The organism is Flagellimonas taeanensis (assembly GCF_003584105.1).
GTDB lineage: Bacteria > Bacteroidota > Bacteroidia > Flavobacteriales > Flavobacteriaceae > Flagellimonas > Flagellimonas taeanensis.
Map to the genome: position 1 here is coordinate 279,805 of NZ_QXFO01000027.1, position 26,539 is coordinate 306,343.

The window sequence follows — 26,539 nt, forward strand, 5'->3', positions numbered from 1 at the left end:
ATGGGCATTGTTGGGTTTTGATTGAATATTTGCCTGTTCCTAGCACACGGTATTAGGCATTGTGAAATCCATGATTTATCAAAATTAGGGGGTCCCTATGAAAGGGACAATCACTGAAAACCAGTATTTTTTCCCTACCGATATTTCATTTTGTCCATTTCATTGAAAACTTGATGTATGAAGAATAGGGAAAGGAAAATGAAGTCATGTGTCCGGCCACCACTTTGGAGCTCGGATTATTTGTATTGTTGAAAATGAAAAAAGCCTGCAAACATCTCGTTTACAGGCTTTTGCATAAATTTGGAAATATTCCAAGCGGTCTGGACGGGACTCGAACCCGCGACCCCCTGCGTGACAGGCAGGTATTCTAACCAACTGAACTACCAGACCAATGATTTTATCTTTTTATCGACTCTGACAACAGTCAGATTCAAATCTTGTTCAGATTGCTTTTTTAAAGCGAGTGCAAATATACATTCTCAATTCGGATTCGGCAAAACATTTTTTAAAAATATGATCAAGCAAATTTTTGCCGCTCGATCATAAAGGAATTCAAGACCTTTGAGAAGCTGGAACGAATGTCAACATCCACATATTTGATCTGATACTGTGCACACCGAAGTTTGAGGTCCTCTTGGTATTGGGTCACTTTTTCCGAATAGGCCTTTTTTATGGAATCTGCATAGAGATCGATGTGTGCCCCGGTCTCCACATCCACAAAACGTTTTGGTGCATTCCCAAACTCAAAATCGATTTCATGGGCATTGTCCAGTAGGTGAAAGAGCACCACGGAGTGCTTGTTGTATTTTAAATGGCGAAGGGCCTCGAATAGCATCGCTTCTTCAGTCTCCGTCTGGAACATGTCGGAAAAGAGAAAGATCAAGCTCCTCCGATGCATTTTTTCGGCAATTTGATGGAGAAAGGTGTATGTCCTCGTGTCCTTTGTTCCTTCGGGCGTAGCGACCTCGTTCAATTTGGAATAGAGCATTTGGAAGTGCCTCTCGCTGCTCTTCTCTGGGGCATGGAAGTCATACGTGTCCGAATAGATGCTCAGGCCAACGGCGTCCCGCTGCTTCTTCAAAATCTCCATGAGGGCAGCAATGGCGAGTACACCAAACCCAATTTTGTTGAGGTTGTCCAGCGAAAGGTTTTTTACCTCGGGGTAGTACATCGAGGACGAATTGTCCAAGATCATATGGCACCTCAGGTTGGTCTCGTCCTCATACCGTTTGGTGTAAAGGCGGTCCGTTTTGGCGAAGAGTTTCCAGTCAATGTGCTTGGTACTCTCCCCGGAATTATAAATCTTATGCTCGGCAAATTCGGCCGAAAACCCATGGAAAGGGCTTTTGTGGATGCCGCTGATGAAACCCTCAACAATCTGATGGGCCAAAAGCTCCAGATTTTGGAAAAGTTGCGCTTTGTGAAGTTCAGATCTGATATCCATAGGTGTTGGAAATATAAAACAAAAAAGGCTTGGCATTTGCCAAACCTTTTTTAAAATCGACGTTCAATACCTATTTATAGGGCCGCATCAATGGCCTCGGTATATACTTTTTTGGGAGATACCCCTACTTGACGATTGACCACCTCACCATTTTTGAATACCAATACAGTGGGAATGTTACGCACACCATATTTGGCAGCGAACTGCTGGTTGGCGTCTACGTCCACCTTGCCTACCACAGCTTTGCCGTCGTATTCCTGGCTCACTTCTTCAATGATCGGGCCAACCATTCTACAAGGTCCGCACCAAGCTGCCCAAAAATCAACAAGGACAGGTTTGTCGCTTTTCAAAACTACTTCGTCAAAAGTCGCATCTGTTATTTCTAGTGCCATCTTATTTGTTTTATCGTTATGCAAAGTTAGTCAAATATTGCCCATGTACCTTACGCCTAGGGCATTCGTTTTGATTATCGCGCCATTGGGAATAGTTATAGGGTCTAATTCAACTTGTAATGGATCTCATGGGCCTCCAGTTCGGAAAGCAGTTCACTATTGATCTTTACCTTTTGTTTTCGGCTTGATAGCTTGAGTTTGATCTCGTCCTTCATCTCATAGATCTCAAAACTGAGTGGGTGTTCCCCTTTGTGCAGTCGTAAGGTGTCCTTCAAGGTCTGGATGCGGTTTTCCTGAAGACGGTCCAAATCCAGTTTGATGGTGAGTTTCTTGGCATAGGCATCCATCACGTCCTGGAGCTGTTTGAAATCGTTGAACTGCAATCGGGGCTCCCCCTTTTTTCCAGTGTCCCGGTTCACCCATCCTTCGCGCACAAATGCCTTGACATAGACAAAGGAATTGATCATGAAAAAATGGCGGAACTTGAGGTATTCCTCCCCAAATATGCGGAACTCGTGCGAATCCGTATAATCTTCCAAGGTGAAAAGGGCCCAGCCCTTCCCATTCTTGGATACCCTGTGCTGCACATCGGTGATGACCCCGGCAACGGAAAGCTCCCGGTTCACATACTCTTCCAGGTTTTGGAAAGCGGAAACACTGGTGTTGCAGAACGCGGTGATCTCTTTTTTGAAATCATCCAAGGGATGTCCGGAGATATAGATGCCCACCACTTCCTTTTCCCGTCTCAGTTTTTCCATGGTGCCCCAATCCTCACAAGGCGGGACGATGGGTTCCGGTATCTGGACCTCACTGGCGTCTCCAAAGAGGCTCACTTGGGATGAATTTTCGTTCTCTTGGAATTTGGAACCATACTTCACGGCTTTTTCCAAAAAGGTGATGCCATCGCCATCATGATGGAAATACTGGGCCCGGTGTGTATTGGCAAATGAATCGAAACCACCGGCCAGTGCCAGGTTCTCGAAAGCTTTTTTGTTGGCGGCCCTGAGGTCCACACGTTTGGCAAGGTCAAATACGGATTTGAACGGACCGTCCTTTTTTCGGTGTTCCACAATGGTCTCCACCGCAGAGCGACCCACACCTTTGATGGCACCCATCCCGAAGCGGACCGCATTATTTTTGTTTACGGCAAACTTATAGTAGGATTCGTTCACGTCCGGCCCCAAAACCTCCAAGCCCATGCGCTTACATTCCTCCATAAAGAAGGTCACCTGCTTGATGTCGTTCATGTTGTTGGACAGCACCGCTGCCATGTATTCGGCAGGGTAGTGGGCCTTCAGGTAGGCCGTTTGGTAGGCGATATAGGCGTAGCAAGTGGAGTGGCTCTTGTTGAAGGCATAGGAGGCAAAGGCTTCCCAGTCCTTCCAGATTTTCTCCAAAACATCTCGTGGATGTCCATTTTTCTCCCCACCATCCAAAAACTGCGGTTTCAATTTTTGGAGCAGGGCGAATATCTTTTTACCCATGGCTTTTCGGAGCACGTCGGCATCACCTTTGGAGAAACCGGCCAATTTTTGGGAGAGCAACATCACCTGCTCCTGATACACGGTAATCCCATAGGTTTCCTTCAGGTATTCCTCCATGTCGGGAAGGTCATAGGTGATTTCCTCCTCCCCATGTTTCCGGGCGATGAAACTGGGGATGTATTCCATGGGCCCAGGTCGGTATAGGGCATTCATGGCGATAAGGTCATCAAAAACCGTGGGTTTCAGGTTTTTCATGTGCTTTTGCATCCCGGGTGATTCGTATTGGAATATCCCTACCGTATCACCGCGTTGGAAAAGCTCATAGGTTTTCTCGTCATCCAATGGAAAATCATCGGGCACCAGTTCTATTCCGGTACGAGCCTTCACAATCTTTACCGTGTCCTTGATCAAAGTAAGAGTCTTCAGTCCCAGGAAATCCATCTTCAACAGACCGGCACTTTCTACCACGGAGTTGTCGAATTGGGTCACGTAGAGATCGGAGTCCTTCGCAGTGGCCACGGGAACGAAGTTGGTGATGTCGTCTGGGGTGATGATGACCCCGCAGGCATGGATTCCTGTATTTCGGAGCGACCCTTCCAGTACCCGTGCCATGTTCACCGTTTGGCCTTCCAGGTCATCTCCTTCGGAAATGTTCAGCAATTCGTTGACCTTGTCCAGTTCGTCCGACCGGAATTTTTTCTTTAGTTCCGCTTCATCCACTCCAAAGATCTTGTTCAACTTGGACATATTGGGAATCAGCTTCGCAATACGGTCTGCATCGCCCAGAGGCAGGTCCAGTACCCTTGCGGTGTCCCTGATGGACGATTTGGCGGCCATGGTTCCGTAGGTGATGATCTGTGCCACTTGGTTGGCCCCATATTTGTTGATCACATATTCCATAACCCTGCCGCGGCCCTCATCATCAAAATCGATATCGATATCGGGCATGGACACCCTATCCGGATTCAGGAAACGCTCAAAAAGAAGGTCGTATTTCAAGGGGTCGATGTTGGTGATGCCCAAACAATAGGCCACCACGGATCCTGCAGCCGAACCCCGTCCCGGACCTACCGAAACATCCATGTTCCGGGCTTCGCGGATAAAATCTTCCACAATCAAAAAATACCCTGGATATCCAGAGTTTTTGATGGTCTCCAACTCAAAATCGATGCGCTCGCTGATTTCGGGAGTGATTTCCCCATAGCGTTTTTCAGCCCCCCGATAGGTGATGTGTCTCAAATAGGCATTTTCCCCTCGTTTGCCCCCATCTTCTTCATCTTCCTTTACCTTGAACTCTTCGGGAATGCCAAATTTGGGCAGCAGAATGTCACTGGCCAGGTCATAGGGCTCCACTTTGTCGATGATCTCATGGATGTTCAAAATGGCCTCGGGAATGTCCTTGAAAAGCTCCTTCATTTCATCGGAGGACTTGAAGTAGTATTCCTGATTGGGAAGGCCGTAACGATACCCGCGTCCACGTCCGATGGGAGTGGAGCGTTTTTCGCCATCCTTTACACAAAGCAGGATATCGTGGGCTTCGGCGTCTTTTTTATCGCAGTAATAGGTGTTGTTGGTGGCCACCAATTTGATGTCGTGCTCCTTGGCCATTTGCATCAACACTTGGTTCACGCGGTCCTCATCTTCCTGTCCGTGGCGCATGATCTCAATATAAAAATCGTCCCCGAACAGGTCCTTCCACCATAAAAGAGCCTCTTCGGCCTGTTTTTCGCCCACGTTCAGGATTTTGTGGGGGACTTCCCCATAGAGGTTCCCGGTGAGGGCAATGACGCCCTCTTTGTATTGTTCCACAATCTTTCTGTCGATTCGGGGCACATAATAGAAGCCATTGGTATAGGCTATGGAGGACATTTTGGCCAAATTATGGTACCCTTTCTTGTTCTTGGCCAATAGCACGATCTGATAACCGTAGTCCTTTACATTTTTATTGGTGTGGTCCTCGCAGACAAAGAATTCACAGCCAACTATAGGGGTGATTTCCTTCTCGGTGGGCTGTTCCCCCTTTTCTTCGAGCTCCTTGTTCTTCTCCTTGACACTTTTGTTGTGTGCCATGATTTCTTTCACAAAGTGAAAGGCGCCCATCATATTGGCGTGGTCGGTCAGGGCAACGGCAGGCATGCCATTTTCCGCCGTGGCTTTAACCAAGTCCTTGATGTCGATGGTGGACTGGAGCACGGAAAATTGGGAATGGTTGTGCAAATGGGCAAACGGAGCATCTTCCAGGGTCTCAATGTTTTCCTGGATTTCGGCTGCCGAAATTTCACCGGTGTCCTTGGCCCAAAGCGCATCTGCAATTTTTTTGGAGGCGGCCTTTAGGTTGATATGCTTGAGCCCGATGAGTTGTATTTCCTGCGGATTGGCCTCGGAAAAGCGTTCAAAATAATCGGGCTGCACGTCCAGCTCCTCGGAAGTAAAATGTTTTTTTCGGATCAGCTCCAAAAAACAACGTGTGGTGGCCTCCACATCCGCGGTGGCATTGTGCGCCTCTGCAAATGGCTCACCGAACAGGAATTCATGGAGCTCGGTCAATGTGGGCAGCTTGAACTTGCCGCCACGTCCTCCAGGAATCTTGCAAAGCTCTGCAGTATATTCGGTACAGGTGTCCAGTACGGGGAGTTGCCCCAAGGGACTCTCGACGCCCCCTCGATGGAACTCGCATCCCATAACGTTGATATCGAACCCTACATTCTGGCCCACCACAAATTTGGTCTGCTCCAAAGTCTTGTTGAACGCCTGTAGGACTTCATGGAAGGGGGTCCCTTTTTCTTCCGCCAAAGCTGTGGAAATACCGTGTATCTGTTCCGATTCGTAGGGGATGTTGAACCCTTCGGGTTTGACCAAAAAGTCTTGGTGCTCCACCAATCGCCCCATTTCGTCGTGCAATTGCCATGCAATCTGCACGCACCTTGGCCAGTTGTCGGTGTCGGTAATGGGGGCGTCCCAACGTTTGGGCAATCCAGTGGTTTCTGTATCAAAGATCAGGTACATAGGTTTTGGTTCTCGGTGAGAAAAAGGAATGGATAAAAATACGGAAGAAGACGGTTATGGGAAAATTGAGTTTTCACGATTTATCAACTAAAAAAGCCGGGGATTTCCCGGCTTTTCCAAATTTTTATAGAAACTTTGTCCCTATGATACGGCTGATTCAAAAATATCTGCCGTCTCCAAGGTTTCCCTGATAGCGTTTCGGTGGCGCATCAGTAGGCTCTCTGTGGATGGGGGCAATACAAAGTCCTTGTCCTGCAAGATGTCATTATATGTGGCAATGGCCTCTTTTTCACCACGATGCACCTCTTTTAGCATGGCCTCTTCGTTGTTGGAAGAGAACAATGACTTAAAGTCTATCCATGAGCGGTGCAAGGTTCCCTTGGCACTTCCGCCTTTTTCGGGAGCTTGGCCAAATGACAGTATCTCGGATTTTAATTCCTGGCCAAAATTGAACCGTTGCTTGGCTCTATCCAGACAAAACTCTTTAAGTGTTTTGTTGTCTATCTTTTCGGCGACTTGCTTAAACCCCTTTTCTGCATCATAGGTTCGTTCCAAAAGTTCATTCAACTTATTCGACATTTCTACGGTGTACTTCATCATTTCATTTTTTAGGTTCTGACTGTCGATTTTCGACAACATCTACGTAGAATATAATGGATATCAATGCCTTTGCAAAATTTAAGCACCGGTTTAAGATGGGTTTAACGGGATGTGGGCCAATTGTTAAGCCATTTAACTTTTTTTGTTTTATGGCTGTGCTGTAAACAAATAAGTGTATATTTGCACCCGCTTAGACGAAAAGCGATTATAGAAAGAATTAATAACCAGGGTCGGGCACCCTACAAATTAATGTGATATGCCAGTTAAAATCAGACTTCAGAGACACGGTAAAAAAGGTAAGCCATTCTATTGGGTGGTTGCCGCAGATTCCAGATCAAAAAGAGACGGTAAATTTTTGGAAAAATTGGGCATTTATAACCCTAACACCAATCCTGCCACCATCGAATTGGATGTGGACACTTCTGTAAAATGGTTGCAGAACGGTGCGCAGCCTACTGATACTGCCAGGGCCATCCTATCTTATAAGGGAGTATTGTTGAAGCACCACTTGTTGGGCGGTGTACGTAAAGGAGCACTTACCGAAGAGCAAGTAGAGGAAAAATTTAACGCTTGGTTGGAAGAAAAAGAAAAAGGAATCCAAGCCAAGAAAGATGGTTTGAGCAAAGCTGATGCTGATGCCAGGGCCAAAGCTTTGGAAGCTGAGAAAGAAGCCAATGAAAAAAGGATCGCTGCTGCCGCTCCTGTTGAGGAGGTAGTGGAAGAAGTAGCTGAGGAAACAGTGGAAGCTGCTACCGAAGAAGCACCAGTGGAAGAAACTGCTGCTGAAGCTCCTGCTGCAGAAGAAGCTGCCAAAGAAGAATAAGACTCAGAAACGATGCACAAGGAAGATTGCTTCTACCTGGGCAAAGTCGTTTCAAAATATAGCTTCAAGGGGGAGGTATTGGTGAAACTCGATACCGATGAACCTGAGATTTACGAAAATATGGAATCAGTATTTGTTTCTTTGGGAAACAATCTGGTTCCATTTTTTATTGACCGTTGCCGTCTGCATAAATCCAATCTGCTCCGAATCGATTTTGAAGAGGTGAAGGATGAAGCCTCCGCGGACAAGATCATTGGTTGCGAATTGTTTCTACCCCTTTCACTATTGCCACCTTTGTCTGGGGACAAGTTTTATTTTCATGAAGTAATCGGCTTCACGTTGATGGATGAGGTACATGGTGATATAGGTGTTATAACATCCATCAATGATAGTGCCTCCCAAGAACTTTTTGAGGCGGTAAAGGATGGGAAGGAACTCTTGATTCCAATTAGTGATGAGATTATCACCAAAGTGGACCGTAAGAACAAAACTATCCATGTGAACACTCCCGAAGGTTTGGTAGACCTTTACCTGAATTCATAGCATAGCAGATTTAAGCCTATCTTTAAGGAGATTATTTTAGTTTGTACTATGCGTATATATCTTCTAGTTCTTATGGTCATTGGCTTAACCTCCTGTGGTGATAAGAGAACACAGCCCACTGTAACGGAACGTTCTCCGAACATTGTACTGATTTTCACGGATGATCAGGGTTATCAGGATGTGGGGGTTTTTGGTTCCCCGGACATTAAGACCCCTAATTTGGACCAAATGGCGGCAGATGGACTGCAATTGACCCATTACTATGCCGCCCAGGCAGTCTGCTCGGCATCCAGGGCAGGAATCTTGACAGGGTGTTATCCCAACCGAATTGGCATCCATAATGCGTTGGGACCCAATAATACACATGGAATCAATGCTTCGGAAACCACCATTGCCGAAATGTTGAAGAAAAAGGGGTATGCCACCGGTATTTACGGCAAATGGCATTTGGGGCATCACAAAGAGTTTTTGCCCACCCGACACGGGTTTGATGAATGGTTTGGAATTCCGTACTCAAATGATATGTGGCCTTTTCACCCCCAACAAGGAACCATTTTCAATTTTCCGGATTTACCGCTCTATGAAAATGAAGCGGTGATCGATACCTTGATCGACCAATCCCAATTGACGACACAAATTACCGAAAGAAGCGTCGATTTTATCAAAAGGAACAAAGACCGCCCGTTCTTTCTGTATGTGCCGCATCCGCAGCCGCATGTACCATTGTTCGTGTCGGATAAGTTCAAGGGCAAGTCGGAAAGGGGGTTGTACGGTGATGCCATCATGGAGATTGATTGGTCTGTGGGACAAATCATCAAAGCACTCAAGGAAAATGGGTTGGAGGACGATACCATGATCATCTTTACCTCGGACAATGGTCCTTGGCTTTCCTATGGAAACCATGCAGGGAGTGCGTTGCCCTTTCGAGAAGGGAAAGGTACCGCATGGGAGGGAGGACAACGAGAACCCTGTATCATCAAATATCCAAAAAAACTCAAAGGTGGAAAGGTCATTGACGTGCCGATGATGGCTATTGACCTACTGCCTACCATTGCTGAGATAACAGAAGCGGAATTGCCAGAAACCACTATTGATGGAAAAAGTGTGTGGGACATTCTCAGCGGAGAGCGGACTGTTCCCGTTCAAGAGGCCTATTTCTTTTATTATAGAGTGAATGAACTATTCGGGGTACGCTATGGAAAGTGGAAATTATATTTCCCACACCAATATCGAACCATGGAAGGGCAAGAACCTGGAAAAGATGGTAATCCGGGTGAGTATCGGATGGTAGATATGGAAGAGATAGAGCTCTATGACGTGGTGAACGATGTCGGCGAAACCCATAATGTTGCGGAGGAGTATCCCGAAATCGTGGGAGAGATAAAAGTTTTGGCCAATGGTATGCGGCAGCGATTGGGTGACGCATTGCTGGAAGTCGAGGGGAGTGAAAACCGAGAACCAGGAAGGTTGGATGAGTAAGAAATTCGTTTTCAAGCAGTTTACTGTCCACCAAGATCAATGCGCCATGAAAGTGGGAACCGATGGTGTGCTTTTGGGTGCGTGGACTTCCTTGGACCATCAACCGGAAACCATTTTGGATGTAGGCGCCGGAACCGGACTCATTGCACTCCAACTGGCCCAGCGTTCGGTTGCGGAAACCATTGACGCCATTGAATTGGATGAGGCTGCTTATGAACAGTGTGTGGCCAATTTTGAGGGCTCGCCTTGGGCAGATCGCTTGTTTTGCTATCATGCAGGATTTGATGAGTTTGTGGACGAAATCGAGGACAAATACGATTTGATTGTTTCCAATCCGCCTTTCTATACGGAAGAAGTGGGAAGCGGTGATACTATGCGGAATCAGGCAAGGCAGAACAGTTCCCTACCGTTTGATGAGCTGTTGAAAGGAGTATCTGGACTTTTATCGGGAAAAGGCTTATTTTCCGTTATCATACCCTACAAAGAGGAGAGGGGGTTTGTGGAATTGGCAGCAGCTTCGGGTTTGTACCTAAACCGAATCACCCGGGTCAAGGGAAATCCCAATGTGGAATACAAAAGGAGCTTGATGGAATTTGGATTTTCCAAAACGGTAATCGAAGAAAGTGAATTGACCATTGAAAGGGAGCGCCATCAATACACAGAGGAGTACATCAAATTGACCGAAGCATTTTATCTAAAAATGTAACAATATCCGAACGTAATGTTATATTTGGTTAAAATTACAGCGAATGAAACCCGATCTATTTGAAGCCCCGGATTACTACAATCTTGATGATCTCTTTTCCGAAGAACACAAACTGGTCCGAGACGCGGCCCGGCAGTGGGTAAAGCGGGACATATCGCCCATCATTGAGGAATTTGCCCAAAAGGCCGAATTCCCCAAACAGATTATTGGTGGGTTGGCAGAGATTGGTGCTTTTGGTCCATACATTCCTGAACAATACGGAGGTGCGGGATTAGATCAGATTAGCTACGGATTGATCATGCAGGAAATTGAGCGTGGCGATAGTGGGGTACGTTCCACGGCATCGGTTCAGTCCTCTTTGGTCATGTATCCCATATACGCCTATGGTTCTGAAGAGCAAAGGCAAAAATATTTACCCAAATTGGCTTCTGGTGAGTGGATGGGTTGTTTCGGGCTAACCGAACCCAATCACGGTTCCAACCCCGGCGGTATGGAAACCAAGTTCAAGGATATGGGTGATTATTACCTCTTGAACGGTGCCAAACTTTGGATTTCCAATTCCCCTTTTGCAGACGTTGCGGTGGTCTGGGCCAAGAATGAGGAAGGCAGGATTCATGGTTTGATCGTGGAACGTGGCATGGAAGGTTTCTCCACCCCGGAAACTCATAACAAATGGTCGTTACGGGCATCCGCTACAGGAGAACTGATTTTTGACAACGTTAAGGTGCCCAAAGAAAACCTTTTGCCCGGTAAATCTGGCTTGGGTGCCCCACTGGGGTGTCTGGATTCCGCCAGATATGGAATAGCTTGGGGGGCCATTGGAGCTGCCATGGATTGTTACGATACCGCCCTTCGATATGCCAAGGAGCGTATTCAATTTGGGAAACCGATTGCGGCTTTTCAACTACAGCAGAAAAAATTGGCCGAAATGATCACGGAAATCACCAAAGCGCAATTGTTGGCCTTCCGTTTAGGTCAATTAAAGAATGAAGGAAGGGCAACTACGGCCCAAATCTCAATGGCCAAGCGTAACAATGTTGAAATGGCCATTAAGATTGCCCGTGAGGCAAGACAGATGTTGGGAGGTATGGGCATCACAGGCGAATACAGCATCATGCGCCACATGATGAACCTCGAAAGTGTGATTACTTATGAAGGAACCCACGACATCCACCTATTGATTACAGGGGCCGATATTACGGGGATTCCTGCATTTAAATAAGATTTCCAACTTTTTCGTTTAGAAGAGAAAGTGCTCTCAAAGTCTCTTTATCTCTTTCGTCTTTTTTAGATAGTGGAGGACGTTGGATAATGTTGAGACTTTCTAACCTATATTCAACACTTGTTTTGCTTACCCCAAAAAATAGTGCCAATTTTTCAACAATATCAATGAAGTCTTTTTGGTTTACTCGTTGTTCATCAAGATAAATTCTCCCTTGCTTACTTATCCCTTTATCAATTTGGATGGCAATCAATTTGGTGATCATTGCCTGTTTAGGCATTAAGAGACATGAAGCAAAACAGTTAGCTTGCCATTCCAACCAGTTCTTATCATTCCTGAGTTTATGTTTTTGAATGAATAAGCTATATTCTGAATCCTTAAAATTGTCATATACAAATTGATTTGTCTTCAAATTACTGTGGAGGACAAAGTGGCCTATTTCGTGAGCCAATATAAAAGGGAACCTTATTGTATTTTTTATAGCAGCATTAATAAAAATAGTTTTGTTTTTTAAATCATAATAACCAAGCAATTCATTTCCACTATTGTCTGTAAGATTGTTTTTTGAGTTGATTTTTAGAAACTTAGTTTCTTCTAGATATTTGACCAGCTTGTTAATTGGGACAGGAAGAATTTTTTTGGTAACTGTTTGGTCAAAATCATTTAGGAAAGAAACTGCAATGTCATTTATTTGGTCTGCTGATAGCTTTTTTAATCCTTTGATTTCTTTTGGAAAGTATGCTTTTCCAATCAATGTTAGAATTTCCTTGTCAATGTCTTTTGAGCTGTCAACCTTTTTTGTTTTCTCTGATTTATGAAGAATTATTTCATAATCATCTTCTTTTACCTCAACAAGCATTACCCCCAAGTTGTCCGCCACTTCCATAACACCACTTTGAAATCCACTTTTTGCAATCATTATTTTTTTTGTCTGCACACCTAAAATTCCTCCTACCTTGTCGTTGAATTCTTCTATGTCATCAACGGGAACAGGGCTTTTAAGGTTTTTGCATTCCACTATATAGACTAAAATCGGTTTCTTAGCATTTGGATTTTTAACTTCAATAGCTATGTCAAAAATGATATTCTTACCACTTCTTTTATAAGATTGATATTTTGCTTTCTCACGAATTGTACAATGGGCGGGGATAGAACTAAGCTCATGATTGTCAATAATTCTCTTCAATATTTGTTTTGATTTTTTTTCAAAATCATCTCCAATCTTTACCGTGTTCATAGCATTGAATATAACTTCTTGAATAGCAGTGAATAACAAAATTAATAATAAAAGGAGTCATCCGCTTACACGTGAGAAGCACTTATTAACTAGGTTATTACCAAGTTCTAATCAAGAAATTTTATTAGAGTTGTGAGGAAATTCGATGCTATGTTTTTCAACAGTAACTTTGATGGATTTACTGATGGGGGTGTGGCTCTTGTCAGCAAAATGGTTGTAGGGTACCAGCATGTTCGTCTCCGGAAAATAGGCCGCCATGTTCCCTTTGGGAATCTCATAGGGAATGATCAAAAATTGTTCAGCCGTACGTTGGATGCCATCATAAAGGCTGTGCAGATTGATCACATCCAATTTTTGCAATTTTCGTTCTACCATGTCCTCCTCGTTCATGAACACGACCCGGCGTTCATTGTGGATGCCCCGATAGCGATCGTTCAATCCATAAATGGTGGTATTGAACTGATCATGCGACCGAATGGTCATCAGCAACAATTCATCTTTTTTAAGCTGATGGTTCGGTAAGGTGTTGAAGGTGAGCTGGGCCTTTCCGTTGGGCAACATCCGGAAATTGCGTTCCCTCACATTATTGGGAAGGTAATACCCAAAACCCTTGGAACGCTCACTGGTATTGTCAAAACCTTTCACCACCTTATCGATATAACTTCGGATGAGGTTGTAGTCTTGTCCCATGGCAAACCAATCCACGGAATGATTGCCCCTAAAATAGGTATGGGCCAACAGGGCGATGATCTCAGGTTCACTTTTAATGTGTTCCGAAGCGGGTTTCAGCAACCCTTTGCTTTGACGGACTTTGCCCGTACTGCTTTCCATGGTCAAAAATTGAAGGTTGCCGTTCTTCTCATCTTTTTCGGAGCGACCAAAAGTGGGTAAAAGCAGGGCAGTTTTTCCAGTGACCAAATGGCTCCGGTTCAATTTGGTGCTTACCTGCACAGTAAGATCACAATTTTGAAGGGCTTCGGCGGTGTATTGGGTGTCCGAGGCGGCCATCAAAAAGTTGCCTCCCAAACAAACAAAAACTTTGGCCTTGTCATCGTGCATGGCCTGAATGGCATTGACGGTATCGTAACCAGGTTCGGTCGGTGGTTCAAATTGGAGGTGTTCGCGAATTTTTTCGTTCAGGGTTTTGTTCACGTAATGCATAATGCCCACTGAGCGATCGCCCTGTACATTGCTGTGCCCGCGCACAGGACAAGTGCCGGCAAACGGTTTTCCGATGGCACCCTTCAACAAAAGTATATTCACGTATTCCTGAATACACTGGACCGCATTTTTGTGTTGGGTGAGTCCCATGGCCCAACAAACGATGATTTTGGATTTTGTCGCCAACAATTGCACTACATGATCGATTTTCCGCATGGAGACCCCGGTTCTGCGCTGCAAGGTTTCATTATCATATCGGGTCAAATCTTTTAGAAGGTCATCATATCCATCCACATGGTCCACAATGAATTCATGGTCCAGGACATTATGGGTTTTGGCGTCTAAGGCAACCAATTTTTTAAGGATTAGTTTAGCCAGGGCAATATCCTCATTGATCTTAACGGGCAAATGGATGTCGGCCATGGCCTGACCACTTCCTAACATATCCGATACGCTTTGCGGATTTTTAAAATGGACCAAACCGGTTTCGGCCAATGGGTTGATACTGATAATTTTACCTCCGTTGCGCTTGCATTTTTCCAATGCCGATAGCATTCTGGGGTGGTTGGTGCCAGGATTTTGCCCCACCACCAGAATCACTTCTGCGCCGTAAAGGTCATCCAAGGTCACGGAACCTTTGCCGATACCCAAGGTTTCAGAAAGGGCTACACCAGATGATTCGTGGCACATATTGGAACAATCCGGCATGTTATTGGTGCCAAAAGCCCGCACGAACATGCCGTAAAGAAAGGCTGCCTCGTTGCTGGATCTTCCGGAAGTATAAAAAATGGCCTCGTTGGGATCGTTGAGTTGGTGCAACTCATCGGAAATCAGCTCAAAAGCCTCTTGCCAAGCTATGGGTTCGTAATGCAAACTGTTTGGTTTTAGTACCAAAGGTTCCACGACCCGTCCCAATTTGTTCAATTCATAATCGCTGAGTTTGGATAGTTCCTCTACGGAATGTTGGGCAAAGAAATCTGCCCCAATATGCTCTCTGGTGGCTTCATCGGCCAAGGCCTTGGCCCCGTTTTCACAATATTCGGCAATCTTGGAGGGATGTTCCGGTACGGGCCAAGCACAACTCGGACAGCGAAACCCGTCTTCTTGGTTCATTTCGAGCAGGGCCTTCATGGATTTGGCAATGCCCATCTCCTTGAAACTATGCCGAAGGGCTTCCGTTACCCCCAATAGTCCAGCGGCGGTATGCATGGGTTCCTTAAGGCGCAGTCCAGTGAATTGAATAGCACCGGTCAGTGAAATGTTCCGTTTGATTTCTTTTTCCATGGTTCAACTCAGCATTGCGATTTTGGGTTGGGGTAATTGTCGGATTGGTCTTCCGAGGTGTTGTCCAAACAAGCAAAATCCTTTTCCAACAAAAGATGGAGGTTTTTCCCTTCGGGAAGGGGCATTTCATGTTCAAAACCGACAGTTTCGGTCAAGAACCAGTTTTTACCCTCCGTTTCGGGGATGGATAGCGTAATTCCGTTTTGGATATAGGCAGCTTGGAGGTTTTGTATCCCTTTCATCAATTGTACCCGATATTGAAAAATATGGGTCCCGAACTCGGTGATCTCTTGTACCGATCCGGTTTCGGATAACTGTTTCACTTCGCTCTGGGTCAATCGAAAACGCACCGAATTGCCTTTGATTCGTATCTTCATTACAACAAATTTCCTATGTAATTTAGGAAAAATCGAGTACTTTGGAGCATGTTTGCCTTGGTGGATTGCAATAACTTCTATGCTTCTTGTGAACGGGCTTTTCAGCCCCAGTTCAATAATGTTCCCGTGGCCATTTTGTCCAATAACGATGGTTGTTTCATCTCGCGTAGCGATGAGGCCAAAAAATTGGGTCTGCCTATGGCCGCCCCTGCCTTCAAATACCGAAAGTTTTGTGAGGACCAAGGCATCAAGGTATTTTCCTCCAATTATCCCTTGTATGGTGACATGAGCACCCGGGTGATGAACATTTTGGGCACATTCACGCCAGACATGGAAGTGTACAGTGTGGATGAGGCTTTTTTAAAGTTTGACGGTTTCAAAAATTATGATTTTGAGGCCTACGGAAGGGAAATCCAGCAAACCGTTCAAAAGTGTACCGGGATTCCCATCAGTATAGGGATAGCACCCACGAAAGCCTTGGCCAAGGTGGCCAATAAGATTGCCAAAAAATTGAAATCAAGGACGGGAGGGGTATATGTGATCCAGTCGGAAGAACGGCGTATAAAAGCATTGAAATGGACCAAGATAGAGACCGTTTGGGGGATTGGGCATGGTAACTTAAAACGGGTACAGACCCAAGATGTAAAAACTGCTTATGACTTCACCCAATTGTCAGATGAATGGGTGAGAAAACAAATGGCCATTATAGGGCTGAGGTTAAAAAAGGATTTGCAGGGCATCCCAACATTGGATCTGGATGATGATACCCGGGACAAAAAAGCCATTGCTACCACAAGAAGCTTTGAAAGTACCTATTCCGATATGGAGAATATCAAAGAACGTATCTCCACCTTTGCCAGCAGTTGTGCAGAGAAATTGCGAAATCAGGGCAGCAGTTGCAACCATATTGTGGTGTTTTTGCGAAGCGACAGGCATAAAAAGGACGAACCACAGGATAGAGGCAGTGTTATCGTTACGTTGCCCTACGCCACGGATTCCAGCCTTACCATAAGCAACTATGCCGTCAGGGCCGCGGTTTCCATATTTAAACCAGGGATCAAATACAAGAAGGCGGGGGTCATCGTATCTGGGTTGGTACCCACCAACGCAAGGCAATTGGATCTGTTTCTTTCCGAAAACCCAAAGCATCACAAACTTATGCAGGTCATGGATGGTATCAATGACAAGTATGGGAACAATAAGATGAAGATTGCGAACCAGGATCTGGAAAGGACATGGAAAATGCGTCAAGAACATCTTTCTCCAAGGTACACGACAAATATCAATGAAATCATTACGGTAAAATGACCCCTAAAAAACCGATAAACACTGAATTACTCACCTTTTTTTCTCCCGATGAAGAAAAAATGAAGGGCATCCCCATGTCCAATAATACCGTTTCCGCAGGATTTCCTTCTCCAGCAGATGATTTTAAGGAAAAACGAATCAGTCTTGACCGAACGTTGATCAAAAACAAGGAGGCCACCTTTTATGCACGGGTGAGTGGAAAATCGATGATCGGGGCTGGGCTCGATGATGGGGATCTTTTGGTCATAGACCGGAGCTTGGAGGCGGAACATGGCAAAATAGCCGTTTGTTTTTTGGATGGGGAATTCACGGTAAAGCGACTGCACATGGAAAAAAATACCATCATATTGATGCCTGAAAATGAGAATTACAAACCCATCAAAGTTTCCAAGGATAGTGATTTGCTGATTTGGGGAGTGGTCACTTATGTCATCAAGGCCGTTTGACTTTCTTTTTATTCCCATGGAAACAAATTGGTGAATCCAAAACCTTTGCTATCTTTGCAACGTTGTGTTGGATTCCAGTCGCGATGATTGGAATCAGGTTGAAGCATCAAACCGATGCTCGCCAATGAAAGGCTTTCCTTTTGGAAGGCTTTTTTTGTTTGTGAAACCCAAATTTGAACATAATTCAAAATTGATGGTTGAACAAATTCCGCTGCAGAGCGGAATCTTCTCCAAATGGATTGTGAAAGTTGTCAGGTCGAGCGTAATCGAGACCTAGACAGTAAGACCTCTCGACTGCTCCTTCGACTGCGCTCAGGATGACAGCTCGAGGTGACATCTATAGATTAGTTGGAATTAGTGCCATTCGTGTCAAGCCTTTATGTCATGAATGTTCACCGTGTAGATTCTTCGCAAAGCCTGTCTTGAGCTTAGTCGAAAGGCTCAGAATGACAAAGAGATTTCTCAATCGTCACTATGTACCTCATTTCGAACCAAATACCGATTAAGTATCGGTAGCGTGTGAGAAACCTCAGAATGACGATTTAAGGTGATGTCAACTCCCCGAAACCGTATGCGCTACATGGTGCACCAAGGAAGCGGCCAGTTTGGCTGTTTGCCCATCAATATCATACTTAGGGTTCATCTCGGCAATATCCAAACTGATCAGTTTACCGGTGGACATGATGGTCTTCAGGCATTCCAAAACAATGTATGGAGTAAAACCCATGGGCGAGGCTGCACTGACTCCTGGCGCAAACGCCGATGAAAATCCATCCAAATCGATGGTCACGTACACATGGTCCACATTTTTAGTAAAGGCATTGATAAAAGTGGTAATTTCTTGCAAAAAGGCAGGTTGAAAAGTCTCGGCCATTACATAAATGACATTGAGGTCCTTGGCCGTTTGGAAAAGGTTTCTATCATTGGCATCTTTTCGGATACCGAGGCAGAGGTAATTAAAATCGATGCCTTCTTCTTGGCAATCTTGGGCAATCTGATAAAATGGGGTGCCCGAATTGTTCTGTTCTGTATTTTTCCGAAGGTCAAAATGGGCATCAAAATTAATGATGCCGATAGTTTGGCCTTCTTTTTTTGCATCCAGATATTTTTTGATGCCATAGTAATGGCCGTAGGCCATATCGTGCCCTCCACCCAACACAATGGGGAATTGCTTTTTCTCCAAAAGAGTGGCAACGGCTTCGGCAAGTTGGTCCTGGGATGCTTCCATATCGCTGTTGGTGCAGGTGATGGAACCTACATCGTGCAGCAAAACATGACTGGCCAAGTGATTGGGCATTTTTCCAAAACTACTTTTTATGGCATCCGGACCATCCACAGCCCCGACCCTGCCTTGGTTGCGGTGTACTCCGGAATCACAGGCATAACCTAATAAAGCAATGGATTTTTTTTGGGCTTCGGGAATTTCGGTCAAGGGGGTACAATGCACTTTTTCGTGGAGGTACAGCCACTTGTTGGAAATGCGTCCGGTCCAGAGGTTCTTTTTTGGGGGCTCGTAGTGTTTCATCACATTAAAAAAGGTCTTCCAGTATATTCGGTTCCACCAGATTTGGCAAAGTTACCCTTAAATTTGGAGTACGGTCCATTTCTCGTTGAATGGCAAACAACGCTTCTTTATTACGGGCCCAACTTCTTCGGGATATACCATTGTTCACATCGTAGAACAACATCTTTTTCAAACGGTTGGAAGCTTCCTCGGAACCATCGAGCACCATGCCAAAGCCTCCGTTGATGACCTCGCCCCAACCCACACCACCACCATTGTGGATGGATACCCAGGTGGCACCCCTGAAACTGTCACCGATCACATTATGAATGGCCATGTCCGCCGTGAACTTGCTGCCATCGTAGATGTTGCTGGTCTCCCTAAAAGGAGAATCGGTTCCGCTTACATCGTGGTGATCTCGGCCCAATACCACAGGGGCACCGATTTCGCCATTGGCAATGGCCGTGTTGAAGGCGTCGGCAATCTTGCTCCGCCCTTCTGCATCGGCATACAGGATACGGGCCTGTGAACCCACTACCAATTTGTTCTGTTCCGCTTCTGCTATCCATTTGATATTGTCCTGCATCTGTTGTTGGATTTCTTCGGGAGCTTCGGCCTTGATTTCTTTCATCACTTCCAACGCAATGGCATCCGTTTTTTGAAGGTCTTTGGGGTCGCCCGAAGTGCATACCCATCGGAAGGGCCCAAAACCATAATCAAAACACATGGGCCCCAAAATATCCTGTACGTAGGATGGGTATCTAAAATCGATATTGTTCTTGGCCATCACATCGCCACCGGCACGGGAAACTTCCAACAAAAAAGCATTTCCATAATCAAAAAAGTAGGTGCCTTTTGCTGTGTGCTTGTTGATGGCATTGATCTGTCTTCGGAGGGATTCCTGTACTTTTTCCTTGAATTCGGCTGGATGTTCCACCATCAAGGTATTCGCTTCTTCAAAGGAAAGCCCAACGGGATAATACCCACCGGCCCAAGGATTGTGCAAGGAAGTCTGGTCGGAACCCAGGTGCACAAAAATGTTCTCTTCGTAAAAATGCTCCCAAACATCCACCACATTGCCAATGTAGGCCAAGGATACGGTTTCTTGGTTGGCAATGGCTTCTTTTGCCCGTACCATCAATAAATTTAGATCCACCAATAGTTCATCTACCCAACCTTGTTCGTGCCGTTTTTTGGCCGCTTCGGGGTTCACTTCGGCACAAACAGTAATGCAGCCAGCAATGTTTCCGGCCTTGGGCTGTGCACCGCTCATGCCTCCCAAGCCAGCGGTCAGGAATACTTTCCCCTTTGGGGAATCGTTCTTGTCCAATACTTTTCTGAAGGCGTTCATCACGGTGATGGCCGTTCCGTGTACAATGCCTTGCGGACCTATATACATGTAGGAGCCGGCGGTCATCTGTCCGTATTGGGTAACGCCCAGCGCATTGAATTTTTCCCAGTCGTCGGGTTTGGAGTAGTTGGGAATCATCATGCCATTGGAGACCACCACCCTTGGAGCTTCTTTGGATGATGGGAACAATCCCATCGGATGCCCGGAATACATGTGCAGGGTCTGTTCATCCGTCATGGTTGCCAAATATTTCATGGTCAACAGATACTGCCCCCAATTTTGAAAAACGGCCCCGTTGCCCCCATACGTGATGAGTTCTTCGGGATGTTGTGCCACCGCTGGATTCAAATTGTTTTGGATCATCAGCATAATGGCCGCCGCTTGATGGGTTTTGGCAGGATATTCCGAAATGGTTCGGGCATACATGTCATATTCCGGTTTAAAGCGGTACATATAGATTCTGCCATACGTTTTTAGCTCATCGGCAAATTCATGGGCGAGTTCCGCATGCCATGCTTTTGGAAAATAACGAAGTGCATTTTGCACGGCCAGTTTCTTTTCTTCTTTGGAGAGAATGTCTTTTCGTTTGGGTGCCGGATTCCCATTTTTGGGATAGGGCCTTTTGGCGGGAAGCTCTTCTGGGATTCCTTGTAATAGCTGTGCTTGAAAATCGGTCAATGTTGTGGTCATGCTCAGTCGTTTTGATGGATGGGTTCTCCTTTTTTCCAAACTTCACTGGGTTTCATTTGCCCTTGGTGATACGTGATTTCTTGATAGTTGTCCGTTGGGAAAACCACAAAATCGGCCCAAGTTCCTGTCTCCAGTTTTCCCCTGTCGACCATTCGCAAAGCTGCAGCAGCCCTAAAAGTAATGCCCGACAGCACTTCGGTGTTGGATAGTTTTTCAAACGTACCCAGGATGCTGGCCTGGGTCAACAGGTCGCCCATGGGGGCAGAACCTGGATTGTGGTCGCTGGCAATGGACAAGGCCCCACCGGCATCCAAAATTCTTCGGGCCGGGGTGTAGGCACAGCCCAAACCAAGGGAGGCACCGGGCAATGCCGTTGCGATGGTATCACTTTTCGTCAAAAGCTGTATTTCCTTTTCGGTACTGGCCTCCAAATGGTCGGCACTCACGGCTCCAAAATCTACAGCCACCTGACTTCCTCCCGTAGTAAATTGGTCGGCATGCACGGTAATATCAAATCCCAGGGTCTTGGCTTTTTGGAAATAGGGTTTTATTTCCTCTGGGGAAAAGGCACTCTCTTCCACAAAGGCATCGATGCGATGGGCCAGGTTTTCTGATTTTAGGATGGGAAAAAGATTTGCACTTATTTCTTCGAGATATTCGGTCTGATGGTTCCAGTCCTTGGGTTTCATGTGGGCCGCCAAGCAAGTGGGTACCAAGGTGGCCGCTACTTTTTCATTGGCCTGTTTAATGGCCCGAAGCATTTTCAGTTCTTCATCCACAGAAAGTCCATAACCGCTTTTCACTTCAATGGTGGTAATGCCGTTCCGAAGGTGTGTTTTGCTTCTGGAAACAATTCCCATAATCAATTCTTCTTGGCTTGCCTTTCGGGTCTGGGTTACCGTGTCCCAAATGCCCCCACCAGCCTTGGCTATTTCCAAATAGGACTTTCCGGCATTTCTAAACGCGTAATCCCTAGCGCGACTGCCGGCAAAGCAGATGTGGGTATGGGAATCCACGAATCCGGGGAGGCAAACAGTTTTTCCTTCAATGTGATGGATGTCGACATCGTCAGATTTCAGCTCTTCAAAAGTGCCGATGGCAACAATTTTTCCTTCGGAAACCACAATGCCCCCGTTTTCAATTAGGAGCAGTTGTTCGTCCTTCAAAGCCCCTTTCAAGGGTAAACCTGTCATGGGCAATAATTGGGAAAAGGGTCCGATCAAAAGTGGTTTCATACTAGTATATTTCAAATGCTTCCAGGTGGGGCGTGTTCCAATGTAGGTTCTTTTCCTGCATCACACGATCCACCAAATCGATGATTTCGTGGTTCTGGATAATCTCGATTCCTTTCTCGATATCATCCGCAAACACACGATCGTTTTCGGCAAAAGCGACTTTGGTTCTCAGGAAGGTATGGATTTCGTCCAGAACTATTCCCGACTTTAAAGGTTTTCGATACTCAAAAGCTTGGGCGGCCGTCAACAGTTCTATGGCCAATATTTTTTCAACGTTTTCAATGATTTGCAAGGCTTTACGTCCACTGATGGATCCCATACTTACGTGGTCTTCCTGCCCCAATGATGTGGGAATGCTATCGGCACTCGCAGGAAAGCAAAGGCTCTTGTTCTCACTGGCCAAGGCGGCCGTGGTGTATTGCAGGATCATATAACCGGAATTGATACCGGTGTCCTTCATCAACAATTTGGGAACACCCGGGCTATTCCCTTCCAGTGCCAAGTAAATGCGACGGTCTGAAATATTCCCGATTTCCGATGCAGCTAAAGCGGCATAATCCAAGGCCATGGCCAAGGGTTGACCGTGGAAATTTCCTCCGCTGATGGTGAGTTCATCATCAATGATCACAGGGTTGTCGGTCACGGAATTCAATTCAATTTCCAATAATTCCTTTAGATGCAACCATGTATTTCGTGATGCTCCGTGTACTTGGGGAATGCAACGAAGGGAGTAGGGGTCCTGTACCCGTTCGCAATCGATATGGTCTTCCAAGATTTCGGAGCCTTGCAATAAGGTACGTATCCTACCTGCCACATGCTGGTTGCCCTTGAAAGGGCGAAGTTGGTGCAGTTCCTCGTAAAACGGTTTCAAAGACCCTTGCAAACCTTCGATCATCATGGTTCCAATAATGTCGGCATGTTTGAGGCAATGCTGTAGTTTATGAAGCACAAGTACCCCGTGGGCGGCAATAAATTGTGTGCCGTTGATCAAGGCCAATCCCTCTTTGGGTCCCAATTCCAATGGTTGCAATCCCATTTTTTGGAAAAGTTCTTGGGTGGGGAAGGTCTTTCCTTGATATTCCACCTTGCCCAATCCAATTAATGGAAGGAACAGATGGGAGAGCGGCGCCAAATCGCCCGAAGCTCCTACGGAACCCTGACTGGGAACCACCGGAATGGCGTCGTTTTCCAAATGCCATAACATGCGTTGCAAGGTGGTTTCCGCAATACCCGAATAACCTTTGGCAAGTGCGTGGATCTTGAGGATAAGCATGATCTTGGCCAACTGGTTGACAATGGGTGTGCCCACTCCCACACTATGGCTTTGGAGTATATTGGATTGAAGGATTTTGGTGTCTTCCTTCGAAATTTTGGTGTTGCACAAAGGACCAAAACCTGTATTGATACCATATACGATGTCTCCCCGTTCCACAATACGCTGCACCCTTTGTTGACTGGCATTGACTTTTTTGAGGCAGGTGTCGGATAAAATTCCTTTAACGGTGCCCCTAGCCAGACCAAGGGCCAAACCTGCGGTCAAGTGGTCTTCACCATATTGAAATGTCTTGATTTGCGACATGGGTTATCTTTTGATATAAAATTAACACTTGCATATGATAATTACCAATACTTATTTTTGTATTATTTAATAAGTATGAATTATCAAATAGAACTCCGACATTTCATCTATTTTTTGGCTGTGGCCGAGGAATTGCACTATAGAAAAGCAGCAGAGAAGCTCTTCATTTCGCAACCAGGGCTGAGTACCCAAATCAAACAGATGGAAGAAATCTTACAGACACAACTTTTTGTGAGGGACAAAAAGAAAGTGCGTTTGACCCCCGCCGGGGAATTTCTAAAAAAGGAGGTGGAGTTTATCCTAAACCATCTCGACCAGACCAAAAAACAACTGAAACTGATAGGGCAGGGCCATATGGGCGAGGTACGGATCGGATTTTTGGGTTCGGCCATGCAGAATGTGGTGCCCAATCTTTTGGTGGGATTGAAGGAAAAGTACCCTTTGGTGCATACCACTTTGGAAGAGTTGTCCAACCGGGCGCAGGTCAACGCCATCCTTTCCGATAGGCTGGATCTGGGTTTTGTGAGGATGTCCCGCGTGCCCAAAGGCTTGGAAGTAAAACCTGTTTTTGAGGATACTTTTTCATTGGTGCTGCCCCAAGGCCACCCTATTAATATGAATAACTTTAATAGCATTGACCAGTTGGCCCACGAGGATTTTATCCTCTTTTCCCAAGATTACAGCCCCGAGTATTATGACACGGTATTGAGTATTTGTGAGGACAGTGGTTTCGTGCCGAAAGTGTCGCATAAATCGGTTCATGCGCAGACCATTTTTAAGTTGGTGGAAAACGAATTAGGGATTGCCATTGTCCCCACCACCTTGCAGCACGGGTTTCAGATGGATGTGAAGTTCATCGAGATGAAACGGATAAAGCAAAGGGCGGTATTGTCCATGGTATGGAAAGCTGACAATCGAAATCCGGCGTTAAAAAACTGTATGGATTTGCTCTTGAAATTATGATGACACATTTTTGGGGAGTACCTTTGGGATTCAACTTAAATATGTACCATGATTTTTGACCTTATAGCGAAAAGAAGGAGCATTTTTCCCGTTCAATACAATGATAAGCCCATTGCCAAGGAAACGTTGGAAAAAATTGTAGAGGCCGCCAATTGGGCCCCGACCCATAAGAAAACGGAGCCATGGCGTTTCAAGGTATTGACCGGCAAGAAAAAAGATGAAATGGGGGCATTCCTTTCCCAAAAATATCAAGAGGTAGACCCCAATCCGAAACAGGTCACGATCAATAAATTACAGGAGAACCCCGAGCGTTCCGCAGCGGTGATTGCTATTTGCATGCAGCGAGATCCCAAAGAAAGTTTACCGGAGTGGGAAGAAATTGCCGCAACGGCCATGGCAGTGCAAAATATGTGGCTTTGCTGTACGGAACTGGGCATTGGAAGTTACTGGTCCTCGCCCGGACTCATCAAGTTTATGGGTGAATTCTTCGACCTGAACGAAGGTGAAAAATGTTTGGGCTTTTTCTATATGGGTTATTTTGATGGTGAGGTGATTCCATCCGAAAGAATTCCCATCACTGAAAAAGTGGAGTGGTTGGATTAACTGAACGTAAAGAGTTCACCTGCGTATTTCACAGCAATGTACACATAGAAAATAGCGTACATGACGGTCAGTACCAATTTCATAAAGGTACCCGTCAAAAAGCCCAAAAAAGAACCAAAAGCCGCCTTCAGGGCGGTTTTTTGATTGGCCTTGTTCAACAATTCGCCTACCAAAGCCCCAATAAAGGGCCAAATAATGATTCCAAACGGACCGAACACAGGTACAAATAGGGCAACAAGCAACCCTATAATGGTACCCCACATACCCGCTTTAGTGCCTCCAAAACGTTTCGTGCCCATGGCAGGAATCACATAATCCAAAACGGTGATGGCCATTGCCAGCACAAAAGTTATACCAAGCACCCACCAATTATCGGGAACTGCTTTCGTCAAATAGAGCAACAGCAATCCGACCCAACTCAATGGAGGGCCGGGCAAAACGGGCAAAAAGCTTCCCAAAATGCCGACTAACATTAGCAGAAAGCCCAAAATCAACAAGGCAATGTCCATGGTTTTCTTTTCCTGTTAGACAAATGTAGCCGACAAATGTTACAAACAACCAAAATAAAACCCTTCACTTTAAAATTTCGTAAGTAGTTTTGAAAAAGATAGCCAACAGGTTTTGGAAGCAACAAAAAAACATCGGACATCAAGGTTTATACAGGTTGGATGTACCCTGCTCTGTACCTTTTATGTCTTTGGAATTTTCAATGGCCTGTTTTTGGAAGGATTGCACGAGGTCTCACACTTCTGGGGCCCCAAAACGCACCAGCACAGCTTTTTTGCAGGACACGAAGCGGTGGACTACTCGTCCTTGGAGGCCATGGCAGGGCATTCCCATGAAGCCCTTGAAGTGTTGAAAACCTTGTTGGAGGCCAATCAGCCGGATGACCAACAGTCCACGGATGACATCCAACTTCAATTGGACAAACACTTCGTTGATGAAGTTGGGGTTGTATTCCAGATGTTCCCAATAGCTATAGCAAATGAACATTGGGTACGCCCAAATAGTTTCTTTTCGTGGTCCCAAGGGGTGACCACACCCCCTCCCCAACACTACTGATCAATAGGCCAGGCCAGTTTAAGGTACAGGTTCCAAACTT

22 protein-coding genes and 1 tRNA gene are annotated in these 26,539 nt (G+C 45.7%); 10 read left to right on the forward strand and 13 right to left on the reverse strand.

The features are described 5' to 3' along the window. Positions 1-316 precede the first annotated feature (316 nt). The 5 genes from D2V93_RS16455 to D2V93_RS16475 all read right to left on the reverse strand — a co-directional run bounded on the left by D2V93_RS16455 (position 317) and on the right by D2V93_RS16475 (position 6,965). Positions 317-390 (reverse strand) — tRNA-Asp (locus D2V93_RS16455). A 127-nt stretch (positions 391-517) separates the two neighbouring features. Then, entirely contained in the window at positions 518-1,444 is a 927-nt protein-coding gene (locus tag D2V93_RS16460; RefSeq protein ID WP_119620174.1) for a DUF58 domain-containing protein, read from the reverse strand. Between the two features lie 74 nt (positions 1,445-1,518). Then, complete coding sequence (gene trxA / locus D2V93_RS16465) at positions 1,519-1,836, reverse strand: thioredoxin (protein ID WP_072877983.1); 318 nt, start codon at positions 1,834-1,836, stop codon at positions 1,519-1,521. Positions 1,837-1,940: 104 nt separating this feature from the next. Then, positions 1,941-6,326: a DNA polymerase III subunit alpha gene (gene dnaE / locus D2V93_RS16470; RefSeq protein ID WP_119620175.1), complete on the reverse strand. Its 4,386-nt coding sequence runs from the start codon at positions 6,324-6,326 to the stop codon at positions 1,941-1,943. 141 nt (positions 6,327-6,467) lie between these two features. Then, entirely contained in the window at positions 6,468-6,965 is a 498-nt protein-coding gene (locus D2V93_RS16475) for a ferritin-like domain-containing protein (protein WP_313791107.1), read from the reverse strand. A 217-nt stretch (positions 6,966-7,182) separates the two neighbouring features. On the opposite strand from D2V93_RS16475, the gene D2V93_RS16480 reads away from it, so the two are divergent. The 5 genes from D2V93_RS16480 (at position 7,183) to D2V93_RS16500 (ending at position 11,699) form a co-directional block, all read left to right on the forward strand. Continuing rightward, on the forward strand, positions 7,183-7,749 hold the full coding sequence (locus D2V93_RS16480) for a 30S ribosomal protein S16 (RefSeq protein ID WP_072877985.1): 567 nt from the start codon (positions 7,183-7,185) through the stop codon (positions 7,747-7,749). A 12-nt stretch (positions 7,750-7,761) separates the two neighbouring features. Further along, entirely contained in the window at positions 7,762-8,292 is a 531-nt protein-coding gene (gene rimM / locus D2V93_RS16485) for a ribosome maturation factor RimM (RefSeq protein ID WP_119620176.1), read from the forward strand. A 72-nt stretch (positions 8,293-8,364) separates the two neighbouring features. After that, a complete protein-coding gene (locus tag D2V93_RS16490) occupies positions 8,365-9,771 on the forward strand; it encodes a sulfatase family protein (protein WP_245978279.1) in 1,407 nt (468 codons plus the stop codon). After that, the gene (locus D2V93_RS16495) at positions 9,764-10,477 is read left to right on the forward strand and encodes a tRNA1(Val) (adenine(37)-N6)-methyltransferase (protein ID WP_119620311.1); all 714 of its coding nucleotides are present in this window, start codon (positions 9,764-9,766) and stop codon (positions 10,475-10,477) included. Before D2V93_RS16490 ends, D2V93_RS16495 begins: the two co-directional genes overlap by 8 nt. Before the next feature lie 43 nt (positions 10,478-10,520). After that, positions 10,521-11,699 (forward strand): acyl-CoA dehydrogenase family protein, encoded by a 1,179-nt coding sequence (locus D2V93_RS16500; RefSeq protein ID WP_119620178.1) that lies wholly within the window; start codon positions 10,521-10,523, stop codon positions 11,697-11,699. On the opposite strand, the gene D2V93_RS16505 is transcribed toward D2V93_RS16500, so the two are convergent. The 3 genes from D2V93_RS16505 to D2V93_RS16515 form a co-directional block, all read right to left on the reverse strand. Then, entirely contained in the window at positions 11,692-12,936 is a 1,245-nt protein-coding gene (locus D2V93_RS16505; protein ID WP_147377426.1) for an ImmA/IrrE family metallo-endopeptidase, read from the reverse strand. The two genes, D2V93_RS16500 and D2V93_RS16505, sit on opposite strands and share 8 nt — an antisense overlap. 111 nt (positions 12,937-13,047) lie before the next feature. After that, positions 13,048-15,381, reverse strand: coding sequence for an FdhF/YdeP family oxidoreductase (locus tag D2V93_RS16510; RefSeq protein WP_119620180.1), 2,334 nt, complete (start codon positions 15,379-15,381; stop codon positions 13,048-13,050). Between the two features lie 8 nt (positions 15,382-15,389). Beyond that, positions 15,390-15,758 carry a DUF7009 family protein gene (locus D2V93_RS16515; protein WP_119620181.1) on the reverse strand — a complete coding sequence of 123 codons (369 nt, stop codon included), beginning with the start codon at positions 15,756-15,758 and terminating at the stop codon, positions 15,390-15,392. A gap of 48 nt (positions 15,759-15,806) precedes the next feature. Here D2V93_RS16515 and D2V93_RS16520 point away from each other — a divergent pair, with 48 nt between their 5' ends. Continuing rightward, the gene (locus D2V93_RS16520) at positions 15,807-17,066 is read left to right on the forward strand and encodes a Y-family DNA polymerase (protein WP_119620182.1); all 1,260 of its coding nucleotides are present in this window, start codon (positions 15,807-15,809) and stop codon (positions 17,064-17,066) included. Then, on the forward strand, positions 17,063-17,512 hold the full coding sequence (locus D2V93_RS16525) for a LexA family protein (RefSeq protein WP_119620183.1): 450 nt from the start codon (positions 17,063-17,065) through the stop codon (positions 17,510-17,512). The genes D2V93_RS16520 and D2V93_RS16525 overlap by 4 nt, the downstream gene beginning before the upstream one ends. 553 nt (positions 17,513-18,065) lie before the next feature. Here D2V93_RS16525 and hutG read toward each other — a convergent pair. Genes hutG through hutH form a run of 4 tightly spaced genes read right to left on the reverse strand, consistent with a single transcriptional unit; the run spans position 18,066 to position 23,871 of the window. Further along, a complete protein-coding gene (gene hutG / locus D2V93_RS16530; RefSeq protein WP_119620184.1) occupies positions 18,066-19,037 on the reverse strand; it encodes a formimidoylglutamase in 972 nt (323 codons plus the stop codon). Between the two features lie 4 nt (positions 19,038-19,041). Next, on the reverse strand, positions 19,042-21,057 hold the full coding sequence (locus tag D2V93_RS16535) for a urocanate hydratase (RefSeq protein WP_119620185.1): 2,016 nt from the start codon (positions 21,055-21,057) through the stop codon (positions 19,042-19,044). Positions 21,058-21,059: 2 nt separating this feature from the next. Next, complete coding sequence (hutI, locus tag D2V93_RS16540; RefSeq protein ID WP_119620186.1) at positions 21,060-22,292, reverse strand: imidazolonepropionase; 1,233 nt, start codon at positions 22,290-22,292, stop codon at positions 21,060-21,062. Between the two features lies 1 nt (position 22,293). Beyond that, complete coding sequence (hutH, locus tag D2V93_RS16545) at positions 22,294-23,871, reverse strand: histidine ammonia-lyase (RefSeq protein WP_119620187.1); 1,578 nt, start codon at positions 23,869-23,871, stop codon at positions 22,294-22,296. 75 nt (positions 23,872-23,946) lie between these two features. Here hutH and D2V93_RS16550 point away from each other — a divergent pair, with 75 nt between their 5' ends. Both D2V93_RS16550 and D2V93_RS16555 read left to right on the forward strand, forming a co-directional pair. After that, a complete protein-coding gene (locus tag D2V93_RS16550; protein WP_119620188.1) occupies positions 23,947-24,834 on the forward strand; it encodes a LysR family transcriptional regulator in 888 nt (295 codons plus the stop codon). A 48-nt stretch (positions 24,835-24,882) separates the two neighbouring features. Then, the gene (locus tag D2V93_RS16555) at positions 24,883-25,437 is read left to right on the forward strand and encodes a nitroreductase family protein (RefSeq protein WP_072878014.1); all 555 of its coding nucleotides are present in this window, start codon (positions 24,883-24,885) and stop codon (positions 25,435-25,437) included. Here the strand turns inward: D2V93_RS16555 and D2V93_RS16560 are convergent. Then, the gene (locus tag D2V93_RS16560; RefSeq protein ID WP_072878016.1) at positions 25,434-25,946 is read right to left on the reverse strand and encodes a DUF456 domain-containing protein; all 513 of its coding nucleotides are present in this window, start codon (positions 25,944-25,946) and stop codon (positions 25,434-25,436) included. The two genes, D2V93_RS16555 and D2V93_RS16560, sit on opposite strands and share 4 nt — an antisense overlap. 112 nt (positions 25,947-26,058) lie before the next feature. Here D2V93_RS16560 and D2V93_RS16565 point away from each other — a divergent pair, with 112 nt between their 5' ends. Then, positions 26,059-26,499 (forward strand): hypothetical protein, encoded by a 441-nt coding sequence (locus D2V93_RS16565; RefSeq protein ID WP_119620189.1) that lies wholly within the window; start codon positions 26,059-26,061, stop codon positions 26,497-26,499. Positions 26,500-26,539: the final 40 nt, after the last annotated feature.